This window comes from Sulfitobacter sp. 1A10359, assembly GCF_043558145.1.
GTDB lineage: Bacteria > Pseudomonadota > Alphaproteobacteria > Rhodobacterales > Rhodobacteraceae > Sulfitobacter > Sulfitobacter faviae.
Genome location: NZ_JBIFGB010000002.1, coordinates 547196 through 566453, shown reverse-complemented (window position 1 = coordinate 566453; position 19258 = coordinate 547196). Strand labels below are relative to the sequence as shown.

Sequence of the window (19258 nt, the reverse complement as noted above, 5' to 3'; positions counted from 1 at the left end):
ATAACTTGGGCCAGCTTTGCGCGGCTCATCCTGCCGTCGCAGGCTCCGCCTGCTGGGCCAGCCAGCCGCGGAATGACGCAAGCGCCGCCGTCTCATCGCGGTCGTCGGGCCAGACGAGGTAGTAGTTGCCGATGCTCTGCGTGGTGGGCGAGGCGGCCAGCACCAATTGCCCGTCGCGCAGGTAGGGGCGGGCGAAGAAGGTCGGCAGCAGCGCCACCCCCAGCCCGTGAATCGCCGCCTGCGCCATGGTCGAGAATTGGTCGAACATCATGCCGCCGGGCGGCTCATCCGTCACCCCGAGCGAGGACAGCCACCGCGCCCATCCGCGCGGGCGGGTTTCTAGGTGAAGCAGCGGCAGATGGCGCACGTCGCGTGCATCCTCCAACGGTGCGGGCAGTAGGTCGGGCGCGCAGACCGCCACCACCGTTTCCGGCAAAAGCGGCAGGTAGCGCACGCCGGGCCAATCTTCATGACCAAAATGAATGGCGGCGTCGAATCGGCTGCCCGCAAAGGTAAAGGGCCGCAGCCGGGTCGATAGGTTCACCGTCACCTCCGGGTGGTCACGCGCGAAATCGCGCAGGCGCGGGGCCAGCCAATGCATCCCGAAGGCAGGCAGGATCGCCAGATTAAGCGTGCCCCCCGTGGGGTTCGTCCGAGCCGAGACCGAGGCCTGCGCCAGCCGGTTCAGGATGTCGCGCACCTGCGTTACATAATCCAATCCCGCCTGCGTCGGGGTCAGACGGCGGCCCTGACGGATCATCAGCGTCACGCCCAGCTGTTCCTCCAGCGTCTTGATCTGACGGCTCACCGCGCTCTGCGTGAGGTTCAATTCCTGCGCCGCCGCCGTGGCGGTGCCGAGCCGCACGACCGCCTCGAAAGACAGCAGGGCCGAGATCGAAGGCAAGAAGCGGCGCGGCGCGATCATATGACTTTTTCTCATGAACTCAGGACAAAGCAGCGATAGAGTTCGCGCCGCCGATTTGCAATACTGCCGCAAATCACATCACCCGAAAGGATGCATCATGACCGCTGACGCCCCCAAGTTGCGCGCCAAGGACAAACCCGATCTTGGAACCTTCGACTGGCAGGATCCCTTCCGCCTCGACAGCCAATTGACCGAAGACGAGCGGATGATCCGCGATTCCGCCCGCGCCTATGCGCAGGAAAAGCTGCAACCGCGCGTAATCGAAGCCTTTGCCGAAGAAAAGACCGACCCCGAGATCTTCCGCGAGATGGGCGAGATGGGCCTTCTTGGCGTCACCATCCCCGAGGAATACGGCGGTCTGGGCGGCAGCTACGTCTCCTACGGTCTCGTCGCCCGTGAGGTCGAGCGTGTGGACAGCGGCTACCGCTCCATGATGTCGGTACAGGCAAGCCTCGTGATGTATCCGATCTATGCCTATGGCTCCGAGGAGCAGCGCCAGAAATACCTGCCCAAGCTCTGCTCGGGCGACTGGATCGGCTGCTTCGGCCTGACCGAGCCCGACGCGGGCTCCGACCCCGCCGGCATGAAGACCCGCGCGGTGAAGACCGACACCGGCTACACGCTCACCGGCTCCAAAATGTGGATCTCGAACTCGCCCATTGCCGATGTCTTCGTGGTCTGGGCCAAGTCCGAGGCGCATGGCGGCAAGATCCGCGGCTTCGTGCTGGAGAAGGGCATGAAGGGCCTGAGCGCGCCGAAGGTAGGCAACAAGCTTTCCTTGCGCGCCTCGATCACCGGCGAGATCGTCATGGACGGCGTCGAAGTGGGCGAAGATGCGCTGCTGCCGCATGTGGAAGGCCTGAAAGGTCCCTTCGGTTGCCTTAACCGCGCCCGCTACGGCATCTCCTGGGGCGCGATGGGCGCCGCCGAATTCTGCTGGCACGCCGCGCTGCAATACGGTCTCGACCGCAAGCAGTTCAACAAGCCGCTGGCCCAGACCCAGTTGTTCCAGAAGAAACTCGCGGACATGATGACCGAAATCTCGCTTGGCCTGCAGGGGTCACTGCAGGTGGGCCGCCTGATGGATGCCGCCAATGCCGCCCCCGAGATGATCTCGATCGTGAAGCGCAACAACTGCGGCAAGGCGCTCGACGTCGCCCGCATGTCGCGCGACATGCACGGCGGCAACGGCATCTCGGGCGAATTCCAGGTGATCCGTCACATGATGAACCTCGAGACGGTGAACACCTACGAGGGCACCCATGATGTGCACGCGCTGATCCTGGGCCGTGCCCAGACCGGTCTGCAGGCGTTCTTCTAAATACTGGCTTCGGGGGGCACCCCCCGGCCACCGAAAAAACTTATGGCCAGAAAGAGGGGCGCCGCCTTTCTTTCTGGCCGACATGCTTTCGCCGAGAGCGATTAATTTCTATTTCAAGAGGCCCCATGGACCGCGTTGCCATCGTTCATGAGAACTTCCTCCGTCGCGTTGCGGCGGGGGATTTTCCCGTTTCCACCTCCCCGCAAAAGGCGCTTGATCGCGACCAGTTGGAGCAGCTCTACCGCGCGCAGGTGCTGAGCCGAGCGCTTGATCTGCAAAGCCGCGTCATGCAGAAGGAGGGGCAGGGGTTCTACACCATCGGTTCCTCCGGCCACGAGGGGATGGCAGCGGTGGCGGCGGCGCTGCGCGTCGATGACATCGCTTTCCTGCATTACCGCGACGCGGCCTTTCAGATCGCCCGTGCCGATCAGGCCGGGGGGCAGGACATGATGCGCGACATGCTCCTGAGCTTTGCCTGCTCGGCGGAGGACCCGACCAGCGGCGGGCGGCACAAGGTGCTGGGTTCGCGCCCACTGATGATCCCGCCGCAGACCTCTACCATCGCGAGCCATCTGCCCAAGGCGGTAGGGGCCGCGCATTCCATCGGCATGGCACGGCGGCACCGGCCTGAGCACGCGATCCTGCCGCGTGACGGCATCGCCATGTGCAGTTTCGGCGACGCCTCGGCCAATCACTCCACCGCGCAGGGCGCGATCAATGCCGCCTGCTGGACCGCCGTGCAGGGCGTGCCGCTGCCGCTGCTCTTCGTTTGCGAGGACAACGGCATCGGCATTTCGACCAAGACGCCGACGGGCTGGATTAAGGCGTCGATGTCGGGCAGGCCGGGGTTGAAGTATTTCGAGGGCGACGGGCTTGACCTGCATGCGGCCTATGCGGCGGCGAAGGAAGCGGCGGATTGGGTGCGGGTGCATCGCAAGCCTGCCTTCCTGCATCTGCGCACCGTGCGGCTCTATGGCCATGCGGGGGCAGATGTGGCGACCTCCTATCTGCCCCGCGCCGAGGTGGAGGCGGATGAGGCCAACGATCCGCTGCTGCATTCCGCGCGGCTGCTGGTGGAGGCCGGGGCGTCTGCCGAGGAGGCGCTGGCGATCTACCGCGATACGCAAGAGGCGGTCGCGAAGGCGGCTGACGAGGTGGTGAAACGCCCCCGGCTGAAGACGGCGTCGGACGTCATGGCGAGCCTCGTGCCGCCCAAGCGCGACTGCGCGCCCAGCAACGGGCCGAGCGCCGAGGCGCGGGCTGACACCTTTGGCAGCGATATGGGGCAGATGCACAACCCGCAGCCGATGTCGCGGCTGATCAACTGGGCGCTGCACGACCTGATGCTGGCGCACCCGGAGACCATGCTGATGGGCGAGGACGTGGGCCGCAAGGGCGGGGTCTATGGCGTCACCCAGAAGCTGCAGAGCCGTTTTGGCCCCGGTCGCGTGATCGACACGCTGCTGGATGAGCAGAGCATCCTCGGCCTCGCCATCGGCATGGCGCACAACGGTTTCGTGCCGATGCCGGAGATCCAGTTCCTCGCCTATCTGCACAACGCCGAGGACCAGCTGCGCGGCGAGGCGGCGACTTTGCCCTTCTTCTCGGACGGGCAGTGGAGCAATCCGATGGTGCTGCGCATCGCGGGGCTGGGCTATCAGAAAGGGTTCGGCGGGCATTTCCACAACGACAATTCGCTGGCCGTGCTGCGCGACATTCCGGGCATCGTCATTGCCTGCCCCTCGGCAGGGGACGACGCGGCGATGATGCTGCGCGAGGCGCACCGCTTGGCGCGTGAGGAGCAGCGGGTGGTGGTCTTTGTCGAGCCCATCGCGCTCTACCCGATGCGCGACCTGATGGAGGCCGGGGATGGCCGCTGGATGCGCAGCTATCCGGCACCGGACCGGCGGATCGGGCTGGACGAGGTCGGGGTCACGGGTGCGGGCGGTGATCTGGCGATCGTGAGCTATGGCAACGGGCATTACCTGAGCCAGCAGGCGGCGCGCGATTTGGCCGAGGCAGGTGTTGATGCGCGGGTGATCGACCTGCGCTGGCTGGCGCCTTTGCCGGAGGATGCTTTGATCGAGGCCATCGGGGATCGTCCGGTGCTGATCGTTGACGAGTGTCGTCGGACGGGCGGGCAGGCCGAGGCGCTGATGGCGCTGATGGCGGAGCGCGGTGTGGCAAAGTTTGCTCGGCTGACGGCGGAGGACAGTTTTATCGCCACGGGGCCAGCTTATGCGGCGACGTTGCCCTCACGCGAGGGGATCGTGGCGGCGGCACGGGATCTGTTGGGGTAGCTGAGGGCCAGCGTCTGCCCGCGGGTCGGCGATTCGCGGGTGCCTTATGCCACTTTATGGTGCAATCTCGGCGCGCATTCGCGAAGTTGTGCCAAGCCCCGCCAAATCGCCTACCCGGGGGGCGGGCAGGCGATGGCCCGGCGCCTGCGGCTTGAATCCGGGCCGGGTACGCGCGCCTAGTGGCTATCCGCTGGCGCACCGCCCTGAAAATTATTCCCATTCACATAATCGCAAGGCTCTTCGCGCATCTCCAGATGCAGGCCATCGCCTGTGTAAGGATGCGCGCGGGCGAGTTCCTCATCGACTTCGATCCCCAGACCGGGTGCTTTGGGGGCGGTGATGAACCCGTCCTCCACCCGGATCGACCCTTTGATCAATTGGTCATGGAACGGCGTCTCAATACATTCGCACATCAGGATGTTCGGGATCGCGGTGGCAAGCTGCACATTCGCGGCCCATTCCACCGGTCCGGCATAGAGATGCGGCGCCACTTGCGCGTTATAGACCTCGGCCATGGTGGCGATCTTCTTGGCCTCCGCGATGCCGCCCACACGGCCAAGGGCCGGTTGCAGGATCTCCGCCGCGCCCGCCCGCAACAAAGGCGCGAATTCGGCCTTGGTGGTCAGCCGCTCGCCCGTGGCCACAGGGACGCGCACGCCGCGCGCGACCTTGGCCATCTGCTCAGGCGCGTCTGGCGGGATTGGCTCTTCGTACCACAGCGGGCTATAGGGTTCGATCGCTTGGCCCAGCCGGATCGCGCCCGCGGTCGTGAACTGCCCGTGGGTGCCAAAGAGCAGGTCGGCGCGGTCGCCCACCGCCTCTCGGATGGCTTTGCAGAACGCCGCCGAAGTGCTGATGTCCGACATCGCAGGCATATGCCCGCCGCGCAGCGTATAGGGGCCGGCGGGGTCGAATTTTACCGCCGTATAGCCGCGCGCCACGCAATCCGCCGCCGATTCCGCCGCCATCTCAGGCGAGGTCCAGAAATCCGCCATGCTGTGATGCGGCAGCGGGTAGAGGTAGGTATAGCCGCGCACCCGGTCATTGGTGCGCCCGCCGATCAGCGCATGCACCGGGCGGTCGCGGTCCTTGCCCAGAATATCCCAACAGGCGATCTCAAGCCCCGAAAACGCGCCCATGACCGTCAGGTCTGGCCGCTGGGTGAAGCCTGCGGAATAGGCGCGGCGGAACATTAACTCGATATTCTCGGGGTTTTCGCCCTGCATATGGCGGGCAAAGACATCTTCGATTACCGTGCGCATCGCGTCGGGACCGACGCTGGCGGCATAGCATTCGCCCCAGCCGGTTATGCCGGCGTCGGTGGTCAGTTTGACCAATATCCAATAGCGCCCGCCCCAGCCGGGGGCGGGCGGGGCCGTCACGATGATATCGAGGTCTTGCAGTTTCATGACGGTCCCTTTCGTTTGGCCGCTTAGGTCTCTTTCTTGTCGTCGACGATGGTCATCTGCGCGATGCCGCTTTCGCCCAGATCGACCTTGGCGAAGGGGCCGCCGTGGCACATTTGGCCGGGGTCGGTGATGTCGACGGGGCCTTCTTCGGCCAGCACTTTTTCGGCAAATTGCTCGGCGTTGTCCTTCGGCCGGTAGCCGAGGAAGGAGGCTTTCGAGTTGTCCACCGGGGCGCGGTCGTTGTTCGACACGCCGTAGATCACCGAGAAGCCGACCGAAGGCGTATCCACCGCGCGGGTCACCAATTGGATCAGATCGTCATACGACAGCCACGAGCCAAGCGCGCGGGAGTTGTTGACCTGTGCCGCGCTCAGGATGCGCAGATGCACGGATTCGAGTTGGCGCTTGTCCCAATACATGGAGCCGAGGTCTTCGGTGAAGCATTTGGCGAGGCCGTAGAAAGTATCGGGCTTGTGGGCCGCGTCGATGCCGATGAAATCGGCCTTTTTGTGCATCCCCACCGCATGGATCGACGAGGCATAGACGACGCGCCGTGCGCCCGCCTGATAGGCCGCTTCCCATACGTTGTAGGAGCCGACGAAGTTCGGGCCAAGCAATTCCATGAAGGGTTTTTCATCCACGATGGCGCCGAAATGCACCACCATGTCAGCGCCCTCCATCAGGGCCGCGACCTCGTCGTAGCTCGCCAGATCGGCCTTCTGATAACGCTCACCGTCGTAAAGCTTGCCAATGTCCTCGGCGATGTCGGAGCTGACCAGTTCTTCGCACATCGCGGCCAGCGGCTCGCGCAGGTAGGAGCCGAGGCGCCCGGCGGCGCCTGTCAGGACCAGTTTCTTAAATTTCATTACATCTTCCTTTCACGTCTCAGAAATCTTGTCGCGCACCTTCGCACGCAGGGCATCGGCGCCTTGGGCCAAAAGGCCCACATCCGTGCCGCAGGCGACAAAGGTGAAGCCTTCGTTCAGCAGTTGGGCGGCGAAATCGGGGTCGGTGACCAGCGTGCCCACGGGAATGCCCTTGTCCATCAAGAGTTTGGCCGCGGGGCGGATGACCTCCCAGACCTCGGGGTGCAGGGTCTGGCCCAGATGGGCCATGTCGGCGGCGATATCGGCGGGGCCAAAGAAGATACCGTCGATCCCCTCGACCTCGGCAAAGGCGGCGGCGTTTTCGACGGCGGCGCGGGTTTCAAGCTGGATCAGGATGGCGGTCTGGTTCTCGACCTCGGCGTTGTAATCCGCGACCCGACCAAATTGGTTGGCGCGGTTCAGCCCGGCCACGCCCCGAATGCCGCGCGGCGGATAGCGGCAGGCGGCCACGGCGGCGCGGGCCTCATCAGGGGTCTGCACCATGGGAAACAGCAGCCCCGGTGCGCCGAGGTCCATCAGCCGTTTGACCTTGACCGCATCGTTCCAGTCGGGCCGCACCATCGCCGTGGTCTCACTGCCCGAGAACGCCTGCAACTGCCCCAAGACCGAGGCCATGTCGCTGGGCGCATGTTCCATATCCAGCATCACCCAGTCATAGCCCGCATGGGCCACCACCTCGGCGGCATAGCCGTTGGAGAGGGAGACCCAGAGGCCAAGCTGCTTTTGCCCGGCGCGGATGGCCGTGAGGAAGCTGTTCTCGCGCAATTTCATATCACGGCCCTTTCGACGAATTTCTCGGAACGCACGATCCGCGCGTAGTCCAGCGGGGTCAGGTCAAGCGTGCGGTAGCCGCCATGGGTGATCAACTCTGCCGTGCCGCGCCCGATGGCGGGGGCCTGTTGCAACCCGTGGCCGGAAAAGCCGTTCATGAAGACGAAATTCGCGACCTTGTCGTGCCGACCCAGAATCGCGTTCTGGTCGACGGTGTTATAGGCGTAATGGCCGACCCATTCGTTGATCACCTTGACCCGTTCAAAGGCCGGAACGCGGGTGGCGATGGTGGGCCAGACCTTTTCCTCCCAGATCGAATGATCGAAGGTGAAATCGTCATAGCCAGCGTCGTAGTCATCCTCCGGCGGGCAGCCTGCCATGTAGTATTTGCCCTCTTGGCGCATATGCACGCCGCTGGGGTCGATGGTCAGCGGCAGGTCCATTTCCAGCGGCTCGGCGGCGTCAAAGATGAAAGTGTAGCGTTTGCGCGGCATGACGGGCAGGGCGATGCCTGCCATCTGCGCCGTCGCGGCGGCACGGGGGCCGGAGGCATTGACGACCGTGCCGCAGGAGACCGTCGCACCTGACTTCAACGTCACCGCATCCACCGCGCTGCCTGCGGCGTTCAGCGTCATACCCGTCACCTCGTCATGGACAAAGGTCACGCCGCGCCGCTTGGCCATGCGTTTGAACCAGTCGAACATCGTGCCGCCGTCGAAGTAGCCTTCGTTGACCGTGTTGTGATTGCCCGCGATCACATCGTCGAGCATGTAGAACGGATAGCGCACGGCGATCTCATCCTTGGTCATATGCTGGGTATGCGCGCCCATGGAGGTCTGGATGCTCTGTGCCTCGCGCAGGGTCTGGGCAAACTCGGGCGTGTCGGCAAGATAGAGGTAGCCAAAGCTTTGCAGCGCCAGTTCCGGCACCTCGGGATCGTCATGCATGAAGTGGCGGAAGTTTTTGATGAACTCGGCCCCGAACTGCGAAATCTGGATATTCACGGGGGCGCTGAACTGCTGGCGGATGCAGGAATTCGTATGGCTGGTCGAGGCGAATTCATAGGTTGGATCCCGCTCGACCACCAGCACCTCGCCGTCGAACCCCGGCGTGTTGGTCAGCCACCAAGCCAAAGCCGAGCCATAGATGGCCCCGCCCACGATCACCACGTCATAGGACGTCTCAAGCGCGTTTTGCATGCACAGTCTCCCTTTGCGCATTCCCCTCTGAATCGTGGGTAGCCTAAGCATCCAGAGCCTGCAATCTTTGTGAAGCGCGGCGCGAATTTTCGTTTTGCGGCGATGGGTTGCGCCTGTGCCTATGGATGAGGCAGGGTTGACTTTTACTGCGGCTGTCGCACCATGAGCGCAATGCCGCAACACAGATGACCGCCCAAAGGAGTGACCCTTGGACAGCGACCGCGAAGAGATTGAGCGTCTGATTGCGCAGGTCGCAATGGGGGACCGTGCCGCCTTTGAGGCGCTTTATGATCGGGTGTCGGCGAAACTATTCGGGGTCTGCCTGCGTGTGTTGGATACACGCGCCGCAGCAGAGGATGCCATGCAGGACAGTTTCGTCAAAATCTGGAATAATTCCGACCGCTATCAGGCCAATGGCCTGTCGCCGATGACGTGGCTGATCACCATTGCGCGTAACACGGCGATTGACCGGCTGCGCGCCACCCGCAAGGGCCATCAGGACATCGACACGCCGGGGCTGGAACTGGCCGCGCCGGGGCCGAACCCCGAGCAATCCGCCGTGGCCGCGTCAGAGGCCAAGCGGCTGACCAATTGTCTGGATGATCTTGAAGCGGATCGCGGTGCAGCGGTGCGCGGGGCGTACCTTGATGGCGACAGCTATGCCGAGCTTGCGCAGCGTTTCAACGTGCCGCTCAACACCATGCGCACATGGCTGCGCCGTGGTTTGATGGCCCTGCGGGAGTGTATGAGCATATGAGCGACACCCCCATCACCCCGCCCGAAGACGACGATCTGCTGGCCGCCGAAATGGCCTTGGGCCTGTTGGAAGGCGAAGACCGTGCCGCGGCCCGCACCCGGCTGATGCAAGACCACGAGTTCGCCCGCCGCGTGGCCGATTGGCAGGAGCGTTTCGTGGCGATGACCGACGATATCGCCCCCGTCGCCCCGCCTGCGAAGCTGCGCCGCGCGCTGATGGCGCGGCTCTTCCCCGCGCGGCAGGTGCCGCTGTTGCAGCGGCTCTGGCTGTGGCAGGGGATTTCGGTGGCGGCTTTGGCCACCGTGGCCTTCCTTGCCCTGCCGATGCTGCGCGAGCCGCCGATGCAGCCCCCGGCCGAGGTCTATGCCACCCGCATGGCCGCCGAGGACAGCGCGCTGGAATTGCTGGCCGTCATGGACATGTCGCGCGGCGATATCGCGCTGCGCCGCGTCTCGGGCGACGCGCCCGCGGGCCGCGTGCTGGAGCTTTGGGCAATCCTGCCGGATCGTGCGCCGATCTCTCTGGGCGTGCTGCCTGAGGGGGAGGTTAACCGCGTGACCTTGCCCGCCGATCTGGCGCCCGAGGCGGCGCAGATCACGCTGGCCATCACCGATGAGCCGCCCGGCGGCGCACCCGGCGGTGTCCCCACTGGGGAGGTCATGGCCGCTGGTGCTGTAGCGGAACTCTAAACCCCCGAAACGCCCTGCTTTGACCGAGCAGGGCGTTTCATTTTTCACATCCCTTACAACGCGTTATGATTTTGTTGCGAATTTTCTGAACCATTCTGAAACTCCTCTCACGTCTGCCCCGTGGGTCCAGTATCGCCGCCCACAACGGGGGGCATTCAAGGGAGGAAATCCAATGAAGACGCTCAAGACATTCGCCGCCGCCACCGCCACTGCCGCTCTGCTGGCCACCGGTGCCATCGCCGCCAATCCCGAAGTGGGCGGCGCGCCCATGTTCGAGAATAAGAACATCGTCGAAAACGCCGTGAACTCCGCCGATCACACCACGCTGGTCGCCGCCGTCAAGGCTGCCGGTCTGGTCGATACGCTGGCCTCCGAAGGGCCGTTCACCGTTTTCGCCCCGGTCAACTCCGCCTTTGACGCGCTGCCTGCGGGCACTGTCGAGACCCTGCTCAAGCCCGAGAACAAGGACATGCTGACCAAAGTGCTGACCGCCCATGTGGTGGCCGGTAAATGGTCCGCCGCCGACATCGCCGCCAAGGCACGCGCCTCCAGCGATGGGTTCTACCACTTCAACGCCGTGTCCGGCGATGCGCTTTCGGCGCAGGTGAAGGGCCGCAACGTCTATATCATCGACGAAAGCGGCAATGCCTCGCGCGTGACTATCGCAGATGTGAACCAGTCCAACGGGGTGATTCACGTTGTAAACAGCGTGTTGGTTCCCAAATAAGAGGCAACCCTTAGGCCTGTTGCCGGGCCAGTACCCCCATGCTGGCCCGGCGCTATCCCACCCGAACGCGAGGAGTAACACCATGAACAGACGTCATTTTCTGACATCGACCTTTCTGGGCGCCACCGCCATCGGGTTCGGCGCGCGCGGCGCTTTGGCCGCTTATGTCGAGGGCAAGTTTGAGGTTACCCGCAGCGAAGCCGAGTGGCGCGCGATGCTGAGCGACTTGGAATATGCGGTCATGCGCGAAGGCGACACGGAGCGCGCCTTTACCAGCCCTCTAAACGACGAGAAACGCCCCGGCACCTTCATCTGCAAGGGCTGTGATCAACCGCTTTATGATGCGGCGACCAAGTTCAAAAGCGGCACCGGCTGGCCGAGCTTTTATCAGCCGCTCGACAATGCGGTTGAGACCATGGCCGACAACAGTTTCTTCATGCGCCGGACCGAGGTGCATTGCGACCGTTGTGGCAGCCATCTGGGCCATATCTTTGATGACGGGCCAGAGCCCACGGGCAAGCGGCATTGCATCAACGGCGTCTCGCTGAAGTTCGTCGCAGCTTGACGGATAGGTCTCACCCCAACGGATCGCGCGCCGCTTTCGGCGCGTGTTGCCCCGTCAGGTGCCGCGCGGTTTGGCGCGCAGGGTCGGGTCCGCCACCGTGGGGTCTTCGGGCCACGGATGACGCGGATACCGCCCTCGCATGTCCTTTCGCACATCGGCATATGAGCTTGCCCAAAAGCCGGGGATGTCCATCGTGACCTGCACCGGGCGCTGCGCAGGCGACAGCAGGGTAACTTGCAATGGCTGGCCGCCCACCGTCGGGTGCCGCGTCACGCCGAACATCTCTTGTAAACGCAGCGCGATGCCGGGGGTCTCTCCGCTATAGTCGATGGCCACGCGCCGCCCGAGCGGGGTTTCAAAATGGGCAGGGGCCGAGCGGTCCAATTCTCGCTGTTGCTCCCAACTCAGCCGGGTTTTGAGCGCCGGGGTGAGGTCGAACCCTTTCCAATCGGCGCTGCTTCGCACGCCCGTCAGATGCGGCAGCAGCCAGTCTTCCAGCGTATCCATCAGATGCGCTTCGCTGAAATCGGGGAAGGGCGCGGGCATCAGCCGGGCGCGGGCCAGAAACAGCGCCGCCGTCTTGCCGGGGTTCAGCCCCAATTGCCGCACACCGTCCAGCATCGCGACCGCCACAGCATCGGCGGGCGCATCGGGCCATGTGCGGTCCTCCAGAACCAGCGCACCGAAGACCTCCTGCTTGCGGGTCAGCACACGCCCCTCACGGCGCGACCATAGGCAAACATCCTGCCAGTGGATTTGATCGGCGAAGGTAGCGCGCAACTCGGCGTCCGAGATCAGCGCCGCCTGCCGGATACGCGCCTCACGCGGGTCGCCGTCGAGGTCGGTGGCCACCAAGAGCCGCGCGCCCGCCATCGGGTCGGCCTCTGACAGCACCGCGCCCTTGCCGCCTGAGAGCACATAACGCGGTGCCTCGCCCTTGCGGCGCAGCCCGACGCGGTCGGGATAGGCGAGCGCGGCCAGCACGCCCAAGGAGTCCGGCCCGTCGCCCTTCGCGCCGCGTGCCAGACGTTTCGCCTCGGCCTTGATGCGCGCTAGCGTGGGCGCATGGGGTGGCGTGGCAGTGCGTTTTCCGGCCAGCGCGTCCATCCGCAGCGCAAGGTCGACCGGCGCGCCGCGCATGGGGTCACGCTCGGCCAGAAGGGCCGCCAGCAGCGGCGCGCGAGGGCCGCCGCGGGTCACCATATGCGCCAGTCGTGGGTGCAGGGGGAGCTTCGCCAAGCCGCGGCCATGCTCGGTGATGCGCCCCGCAGCGTCCAGCGCGCCCAACATCTGCAGCACCGATTGCGCCTCGGCCAGACGGCCCGCGTGGGGCGGGGTGACGAAGCTCAGATCGCTCGCCTGCGCGCCCCAGAGCGCCAGTTCCAAGGCGAAACCGGTGAGGTCGCCAGCCTCGATCTCGGCCGGGGGGAAGGCCGCCAGCGCGCCTTCCTCGCCCCGGGTCCAGAGCTTGTAGGCCACCCCGGTATCCAGCCGCCCGGCACGGCCCGCGCGCTGCGTGGCCTCGGCGCGGGTGACCCGCTCGGTCACCAGCCGGGACATGCCCGAGGCCGGATCGAAGAGCGCGCGCCGCGCGCGGCCCGCATCGACGACGATGCGGATGCCTTCGATGGTCAGGGAGGTCTCGGCGATGGAGGTCGCCAGCACCACCTTGCGACCCGAGGGCGCGGGCGCGATGGCGGCCTGCTGCGCCTTGAAGTCGAGCGCGCCGAAGAGCGGGGCGAGGGTGCAATCTGCGGGCAGGGCAGGGCGCAAAAGCGCCTCGACCCGGCGAATCTCCCCCTCGCCGGGCAGGAAGACCAGCGCGGAGCCGGGCGATTCCGACAGCGCCTTTAGCGTGAGGTCGGCCACGGCGTTCTCTAGCCGTTGTTTGCCCATGGGCTTGTCGAGCCAGCGCGGCTCGACCTCGAAACTGCGCCCCTCGGAGGTCACGATCGGCGCCGCCATCAGCGCGGCCACCGGGGCGGCGTCGAGCGTGGCGGACATGGCCACCAGCATCAGGTCGTCGCGCAGCGCGCCCGCAACTTCGAGCGCCAGCGCGAGGCCGAGATCGGCGTTGAGCGAGCGTTCGTGAAATTCGTCGAAGATCACCGCGCCGACGCCCGGCAGGTCGGGGTTGTCCTGCAACATGCGGGTCAGGATGCCCTCGGTGACGACCTCGATGCGCGTGGCCTTGGACACCGCCGAGGCGCCGCGCACACGAAAACCGACGGTCTGGCCGGTCTCCTCGCCAAGGCTTTCTGCCATGCGCGCGGCGGCGGCGCGGGCGGCGAGGCGGCGCGGCTCCAACATCAGGATGCGGCCCGGCGTCAGCCCGGCCTCCAGCATCGCCAGCGGCACCCGCGTCGTCTTGCCCGCGCCGGGGGGCGCTTGCAGCACGACGCGGCCCGTGTTGCGCAGGGCGGTGATCACATCCGGCAAAACGGCGTCGATGGGCAGGGCGAAATCAGCGTTGGACATGGCGCGGTTATCGGGCATCGCGCGCGCCGCGCCAAGGGTGGGGATGGACAATTCCACGCCGCCCCCGCAAAAGTTGCCCCATGGATATCGAGACATTGGCCGAAGGCATCATAGCAGGAGAGCGCCGCGCATTGGCGCGGGCGATCACCTTGGTGGAATCAGGCCGCGCCGACCATCGCACGGCGGCGGCGGAGCTGCTGGCGAAGCTGCCAGCCGACCGGCAGGCGCTGCGCATCGGGCTTTCGGGCACGCCCGGTGTGGGCAAATCCACCTTCATCGAAAGCTTCGGCATGATGCTGACCGGGCAGGGCAAACGCGTGGCGGTGCTGGCGGTGGACCCCAGTTCGGCGCGTTCGGGCGGGTCGATCCTCGGCGACAAGACGCGGATGGACCGGCTGAGCCGCGACCCCAATGCTTTCATCCGGCCCTCGCCCAGCCAAACGCATCTCGGCGGCGTCGCGCGCCGCTCGCGCGAGGCGGTGCGGCTTTGCGAAGCGGCGGGCTTTGACGTGGTGCTGATCGAGACCGTGGGCGTGGGCCAGTCGGAAACCGTGGTGGCCGAGATGTCGGACGCCTTCGTGCTGCTTCTGGCCCCCGCTGGCGGGGACGAGTTGCAGGGCGTCAAACGCGGCATCATGGAGATTGCCGACCTCATCGTCATCAACAAGGCCGACGGCGATCTGAAATCCACCGCCGCGCGTACCCGCGCTGACTATGCCGGTGCCCTGCGCCTGTTGCGCAAGCGCCCGCAGGACCCCGAGGGTTTTCCGCGTGCCACCGCCGTTTCAGCGCTGGAGGAAAACGGGCTGGAGGAGACTTGGGCCGCTTTGCAGGAACTGACCGACTGGCGCCGGGAAAACGGGTTCTGGGACCGCACCCGCGCCGCACAGGCGCGTTATTGGTTTGAGCAGGATGTGAAGCAGCGGCTTTTGGCGCAGCTTGAGACCCCACAGGCCAAGGACGATCTGACGCGGCTCAGCGATGCCGTGGCCGATGGCGCGCGTGATCCGGCGGAAGCGGCGGCGGAATTCGTCCGCCGCCTCAGGGCAGATTAAGACGCGTTTGCGGGTTCCGAGACGGGGAAGAGCACGTCGTAGATCCAGTTAAAGACGAAGGCGTAGATCAGGTAAAACACCGCCAAGGACACGTCGATCAAGAAGGCTTCGCGCAGAGAAATCTCAAGATACCACGCGATGAAGGGCAAGAGCACGAAGAGCAGCCCGATCTCGAAACTCACGGCATGAAGCACGCGGATCGGCACCGTCTTTTTCACCGTGCCGCGCAACCGGCGCAGGGCGTGGTCGAAGCCGAGGTTGTAGACATAGTTCCACCCCGTCGCGATGCTGGCGCTGACCACGGCGACGACGCCGATATGGCCGATGGGCTTGTCAAAGAGCCAAGCACTGGCGGGGGTGACGATCAGCAGGGCGATGATCTCAAAACTAAGGGCGTGGCGGATGCGGTCTGCGGTGCTGCGCATGGGGTGGTCCCGGTATTGGTCGGGTCGTCCCGAGTGGCTGCCCAAATGGGGGAGGTCGTCCTCGCTTGGGGCCAATATGGCGATTGACGCGCGGGGTGCAAGGGGCTCAGCGGCCCGCCTTGGGATGGGCGTTGTTATAGACCTCCATCAGCCGCGCGGTATCGACGGCGGTATAGGCCTGCGTGGTCGACAAGGACGCATGGCCCAAAAGCTCCTGAATGGCGCGCAGATCGCCGCCCGCGTCGAGCAGATGGGTGGCAAAGCTGTGGCGCATGGCGTGGGGCGTGGCGCTGGCGGGCAGGCCCAGTTGCATCCGCGCATCGGCCATCACCTGCGCCACGGCGCGCGCGCCCAAACCACCGCCACGGATGGCGCGGAACAGCGGGGCCTGCGCCTCACGCGGGTGCGGGCAGAGGGCGAGGTAGTCTGCGACCGCGGCGCGTGCGGCGGGCAAGACCGGCACGACCCGTTCCTTCCCGCCTTTGCCAAGGATGCGCAGGCTGGCAGGCAGGGGCGCATCGCCGCCTTTCAGCGCCAGCGCCTCGGAAATCCGCAGCCCGCAGCCCCAGAGCAGGGTCAGCACCGCCACGTCACGCGCCGCCACCCATGGCGCGCGGGCTTGGGTCTCGACACAGTCGATCAGCGCGCGGGCAGCGTCTTCGGCCAGCGGGCGGGGCAGTTTCTTGGTGAACTTCGGCGACCGGGCGAGCAGAACGGCAGTGGGCTCGAACCCCTCCCGCTCGGCCAGCCAGCGGTAAAAGGCTTTCACCGCCGAGAGCTTGCGCGCGACTGACCGTGACCCCGCCCCGCCGCTGCGGGTGCTGGCCATCCATGCGCGCATATCGCTGATGGTGATTTTCGCCAACGCACCCAGACCTTGGGTGTCGCCCTTATGCAGCGTCATGAAGGTGAGGAATTCGGTCACATCGCCCCGGTAGGCGATGATCGTATTTTCGGCCGCATCCTTTAGCGCGCTTTGGTGTTCCAACCACGTCTGAAGCGCGTCCCGCGCGGCGGGGCTGATCAGCAGCGGATTTGCCTTCTCGCTCAAGACAGCCAGCGGCGCATGGATCGCTCCAGCACGCCGGTAAAGAAGGTGAGCAGATCGGTGCCCTGTTGCGGGCCGAACATATGCGGGTCTTCGGCGCCCATGACCAACAGGCCGGGCAGCCGTCCGGGGCCGAAATCAAGCTTGAGACAAGCCTCGGACCGGATCCATCCCGCCTTGCTGCCATAGAGCGCTTCGGATCCGTCTTGCAGCGCGCGCAGGGTCACCTGCCGCACCATGCCGCCGCGCCCTTGGCTCAGGTAGTCGTCGATGAACCCTGGCTCGGCCACGCTGAGCACATCGCCCAAACGCTGCACCGCCGGGTCATTGTCGTTCTGGGTGGATTCCAACACCAGCCGCACCGCATCGACGCGCAGGATATCGGCCACTTCGCCGCCGAGATCGCGCAGGAAAGTCTCGAACTCCACCGGGTCGAGCATGCGCAGGATGGCGCGGTGGATCTGATTGGTCCCGGCAAGGTTTTCATAGGCCGCCGCGATGACGCTGCGGTGGGTGTCCTCCAGCCGGTCGAGACGGGTTTCCAGCCGCTCCATCGCGATGCCGCGCAGGTCGACGATATTGCCGCCCATGGCCTTTTCATTCGCCGCGATCAGCGCCTGCATCACGTCGCTGTCGTCAAGAATGACGTCAGGCGCTGAGATGATCGCCTCCCGCAGGGCGTCGTCGATTTTGGGGCTGCTGCTCATGGGCGTCTCTTTTTGATTTGCAGTGTCATAGCATGCTGGGGCGTCAAGATCTGCCCCCAATTGGTCACGGGTCCTGCCGCCTGCGGTCTTTGTTGCCGCCTTGCGTCAGGCCGGGATGTAGAACGAAGCCTGGCGGAACAAAAGCGGCGCAGACGTGTTGGCCCCGGTCGACGCGCGGATTTCAGCCGTAGGGCCGCGCGTACCTGATCGAAGCCTGCCGCATATCCCCGGGTGCGGTGGGAGAGGTCTTTGCCGGGAGAGGAAATCTTACATGGAACATGTCTCTGTCGATCTTTGGGCCGCCAACCTTCAGGTCGCGCCGGACTCGCTGCAAAGCTGGCTCGCCAGTGTCGAGACGCGTCTGCAACAGGCCGCCGAGCGTGAGGCGCAGCTTTTGGTGATGCCCGAGTTTTGCTGCGCGCAGTGGCTGAGTTTCGCCCCCGCCGACCTGCCTGCGGAAGAGCAGCTTGGCTGGCTCGCGCAGACCGCCACGCTGGCGCTCGACCCGATGCGGCGCATGGTTGAGCAAACCGGCGTGGCCCTGCTGCCCGGCACCTTTCCCGTGGCCTTCCCTACGGTCGATGCGCCCGAAGGTTACCTTAATCAAGCGTGGTTTCTAACCCCCGATGGCGGGCTGCAAGTGCAGAACAAGCTGAGCCTGACCCCGCTTGAGGCGAATGGCGCCAGCGGCGTGACCATCGCGGGCACGGGGATCAACCTGTTCGAGTGGAACGGGCTGCGCTGTGTCATCGCGATCTGTCTTGATGCGGAATATACCGCGCTCTGGTCCAAACTGGGGGAGCTGAACCTCGATCTGGTGATCATTCCCGCCAAGACCGATATGATCACCGGCTATAACCGCGTGTTCAGTTGCGCACGGGCGCGGGCCATTGAATTGCAGACCGCCGTTTGCTGTGTCGGCGCGGTGGGCGCGCCGCTGACCCCGTGGCAGCAGGATACCGGCGTGGGCGGGGCGAGCGTTTACCTGCCCTGCGACGTTTCGGTGGCTTTGGACGGGATGCATGCGGCCCTGCCGCCCCAGACAGCGGCGCAGGGCATGGATTTGGTCTTGGAAGCTCCCGCAATTCCCGTGGGACAGTGCCGCCGCATCCGCGCAGGCGCGGCAGAGGCCGAGGTGCGCCCGGGGCTGTGGTCGGGCGATCACCTGACGGTCGAAGGGAGTGCGGCCTAAGGCAAAGAAAAACCCCCTCCGCCACGGGCGGAAGGGGTTTGATGTTCGCGCGTTAAGGCGGGATCAGAGGATGTTCTGACCGGTCTTTTTCCAATCGGCCATGAACTGCTCCAGCCCCTTGTCGGTCAGCGGATGCGCGGCCAGTTTCTTGATCACCTCGGGCGGCGCGGTCATCACGTCGGCACCGATGCGCGCGGCGTCCAGAATGTGGTTCACGCTGCGGATGGAGGCGGCGAGGATCTGCGTTTCGAAACCGTAGTTGTCATAGATGGTGCGGATGTCTTGGATCAGGTCCATGCCATCGAGGTTGATGTCGTCAAGGCGCCCGATGAAGGGCGAGATGAAGGTCGCGCCCGCCTTGGCCGCGATCAGCGCTTGGTTCGCCGAGAAGCAGAGCGTCACGTTGATCATGTGACCTTCGCCCGACAGAACCTTACAGGCTTTCAGCCCGTCCCATGTCAGCGGCAGTTTGATGGTGATGTTGTCGGCGATTTCGGCCAGTTTGCGGCCCTCGGCGATCATCGCGTCGGCTTCCAGCGCCACGACTTCAGCGGAAACAGGGCCGTCGACGAGGTCACAAATCTCTTTGGTGACTTCAAGGATGTTGCGGCCCGATTTCAGGATTAGGGAGGGATTGGTGGTCACGCCGTCGACCATGCCAAGGTCATTGAGTTCGGCGATGGCGTCGATCTCGGCTGTATCTACGAAGAATTTCATGGGCTTTCCTTCCGGGTTGGAATGTGATCGCTATCGGGTCAATTCGTTGCCTTGGCTTTACCGCATGATCTGCGATGCTTAAAGCC

At 65.1% G+C, this 19258-nt stretch carries 18 protein-coding genes; 8 read left to right on the top strand and 10 right to left on the bottom strand.

From position 1 onward, the window contains the following. Positions 1 to 25: 25 nt before the first annotated feature. Positions 26 to 925 carry a LysR substrate-binding domain-containing protein gene (locus ACGYK2_RS07045; protein ID WP_271688083.1) on the bottom strand — a complete coding sequence of 300 codons (900 nt, stop codon included), beginning with the start codon at positions 923 to 925 and terminating at the stop codon, positions 26 to 28. A 97-nt stretch (positions 926 to 1022) separates the two neighbouring features. On the opposite strand from ACGYK2_RS07045, the gene ACGYK2_RS07040 reads away from it, so the two are divergent. Both ACGYK2_RS07040 and ACGYK2_RS07035 read left to right on the top strand, forming a co-directional pair. Next, positions 1023 to 2246 (top strand): acyl-CoA dehydrogenase, encoded by a 1224-nt coding sequence (locus tag ACGYK2_RS07040; protein ID WP_271688082.1) that lies wholly within the window; start codon positions 1023 to 1025, stop codon positions 2244 to 2246. 125 nt (positions 2247 to 2371) lie between these two features. After that, positions 2372 to 4546, top strand: coding sequence for a thiamine pyrophosphate-dependent enzyme (locus ACGYK2_RS07035; RefSeq protein WP_271688080.1), 2175 nt, complete (start codon positions 2372 to 2374; stop codon positions 4544 to 4546). Between the two features lie 176 nt (positions 4547 to 4722). Here the strand turns inward: ACGYK2_RS07035 and ACGYK2_RS07030 are convergent, their stop codons facing one another. The 4 genes from ACGYK2_RS07030 to ACGYK2_RS07015 are packed head-to-tail and all read right to left on the bottom strand — an operon-like array spanning position 4723 to position 8812. Continuing rightward, positions 4723 to 5955: a mandelate racemase/muconate lactonizing enzyme family protein gene (locus tag ACGYK2_RS07030; protein ID WP_271688079.1), complete on the bottom strand. Its 1233-nt coding sequence runs from the start codon at positions 5953 to 5955 to the stop codon at positions 4723 to 4725. A gap of 23 nt (positions 5956 to 5978) precedes the next feature. Then, complete coding sequence (locus ACGYK2_RS07025) at positions 5979 to 6821, bottom strand: NAD(P)-dependent oxidoreductase (RefSeq protein ID WP_271688078.1); 843 nt, start codon at positions 6819 to 6821, stop codon at positions 5979 to 5981. A gap of 12 nt (positions 6822 to 6833) precedes the next feature. Next, the gene (locus tag ACGYK2_RS07020) at positions 6834 to 7613 is read right to left on the bottom strand and encodes an HpcH/HpaI aldolase/citrate lyase family protein (RefSeq protein ID WP_271688077.1); all 780 of its coding nucleotides are present in this window, start codon (positions 7611 to 7613) and stop codon (positions 6834 to 6836) included. Continuing rightward, entirely contained in the window at positions 7610 to 8812 is a 1203-nt protein-coding gene (locus ACGYK2_RS07015; RefSeq protein ID WP_271688075.1) for an FAD-binding oxidoreductase, read from the bottom strand. Before ACGYK2_RS07015 ends, ACGYK2_RS07020 begins: the two co-directional genes overlap by 4 nt. A 256-nt stretch (positions 8813 to 9068) precedes the next feature. Between ACGYK2_RS07015 and ACGYK2_RS07010 the strand changes: the two genes are divergently transcribed. The 4 genes from ACGYK2_RS07010 to msrB all read left to right on the top strand — a co-directional run bounded on the left by ACGYK2_RS07010 (position 9069) and on the right by msrB (position 11550). Next, positions 9069 to 9569, top strand: a complete 501-nt coding sequence (locus ACGYK2_RS07010) for a sigma-70 family RNA polymerase sigma factor (protein WP_209218390.1) — start codon at positions 9069 to 9071, stop codon at positions 9567 to 9569. After that, a complete protein-coding gene (locus ACGYK2_RS07005; RefSeq protein WP_271688074.1) occupies positions 9566 to 10258 on the top strand; it encodes an anti-sigma factor domain-containing protein in 693 nt (230 codons plus the stop codon). Before ACGYK2_RS07010 ends, ACGYK2_RS07005 begins: the two co-directional genes overlap by 4 nt. Positions 10259 to 10430: 172 nt before the next feature. Next, on the top strand, positions 10431 to 10985 hold the full coding sequence (locus ACGYK2_RS07000) for a fasciclin domain-containing protein (protein WP_067268384.1): 555 nt from the start codon (positions 10431 to 10433) through the stop codon (positions 10983 to 10985). An 82-nt stretch (positions 10986 to 11067) separates the two neighbouring features. Beyond that, a complete protein-coding gene (gene msrB / locus ACGYK2_RS06995) occupies positions 11068 to 11550 on the top strand; it encodes a peptide-methionine (R)-S-oxide reductase MsrB (protein WP_271688073.1) in 483 nt (160 codons plus the stop codon). A gap of 54 nt (positions 11551 to 11604) precedes the next feature. On the opposite strand, the gene hrpB is transcribed toward msrB, so the two are convergent. Beyond that, positions 11605 to 14046: an ATP-dependent helicase HrpB gene (gene hrpB / locus ACGYK2_RS06990; RefSeq protein ID WP_271689991.1), complete on the bottom strand. Its 2442-nt coding sequence runs from the start codon at positions 14044 to 14046 to the stop codon at positions 11605 to 11607. A gap of 62 nt (positions 14047 to 14108) precedes the next feature. On the opposite strand from hrpB, the gene meaB reads away from it, so the two are divergent. Continuing rightward, the gene (gene meaB, locus ACGYK2_RS06985) at positions 14109 to 15083 is read left to right on the top strand and encodes a methylmalonyl Co-A mutase-associated GTPase MeaB (RefSeq protein WP_271688072.1); all 975 of its coding nucleotides are present in this window, start codon (positions 14109 to 14111) and stop codon (positions 15081 to 15083) included. On the opposite strand, the gene ACGYK2_RS06980 is transcribed toward meaB, so the two are convergent. From ACGYK2_RS06980 to ACGYK2_RS06970, 3 genes are all read right to left on the bottom strand, one after another. Beyond that, positions 15080 to 15508: a PACE efflux transporter gene (locus ACGYK2_RS06980; protein WP_067263523.1), complete on the bottom strand. Its 429-nt coding sequence runs from the start codon at positions 15506 to 15508 to the stop codon at positions 15080 to 15082. The genes meaB and ACGYK2_RS06980 overlap by 4 nt on opposite strands. Positions 15509 to 15614: 106 nt before the next feature. Further along, positions 15615 to 16559, bottom strand: a complete 945-nt coding sequence (locus tag ACGYK2_RS06975; RefSeq protein ID WP_271688070.1) for a tyrosine recombinase XerC — start codon at positions 16557 to 16559, stop codon at positions 15615 to 15617. After that, positions 16556 to 17263 carry a DUF484 family protein gene (locus ACGYK2_RS06970; protein ID WP_067263525.1) on the bottom strand — a complete coding sequence of 236 codons (708 nt, stop codon included), beginning with the start codon at positions 17261 to 17263 and terminating at the stop codon, positions 16556 to 16558. Before ACGYK2_RS06970 ends, ACGYK2_RS06975 begins: the two co-directional genes overlap by 4 nt. Before the next feature lie 271 nt (positions 17264 to 17534). Here ACGYK2_RS06970 and ACGYK2_RS06965 point away from each other — a divergent pair, with 271 nt between their 5' ends. Beyond that, positions 17535 to 18455, top strand: coding sequence for a nitrilase-related carbon-nitrogen hydrolase (locus ACGYK2_RS06965; RefSeq protein ID WP_271688069.1), 921 nt, complete (start codon positions 17535 to 17537; stop codon positions 18453 to 18455). 63 nt (positions 18456 to 18518) lie between these two features. On the opposite strand, the gene fsa is transcribed toward ACGYK2_RS06965, so the two are convergent. After that, complete coding sequence (gene fsa, locus ACGYK2_RS06960; RefSeq protein ID WP_067263530.1) at positions 18519 to 19172, bottom strand: fructose-6-phosphate aldolase; 654 nt, start codon at positions 19170 to 19172, stop codon at positions 18519 to 18521. Positions 19173 to 19258 lie beyond the last annotated feature (86 nt).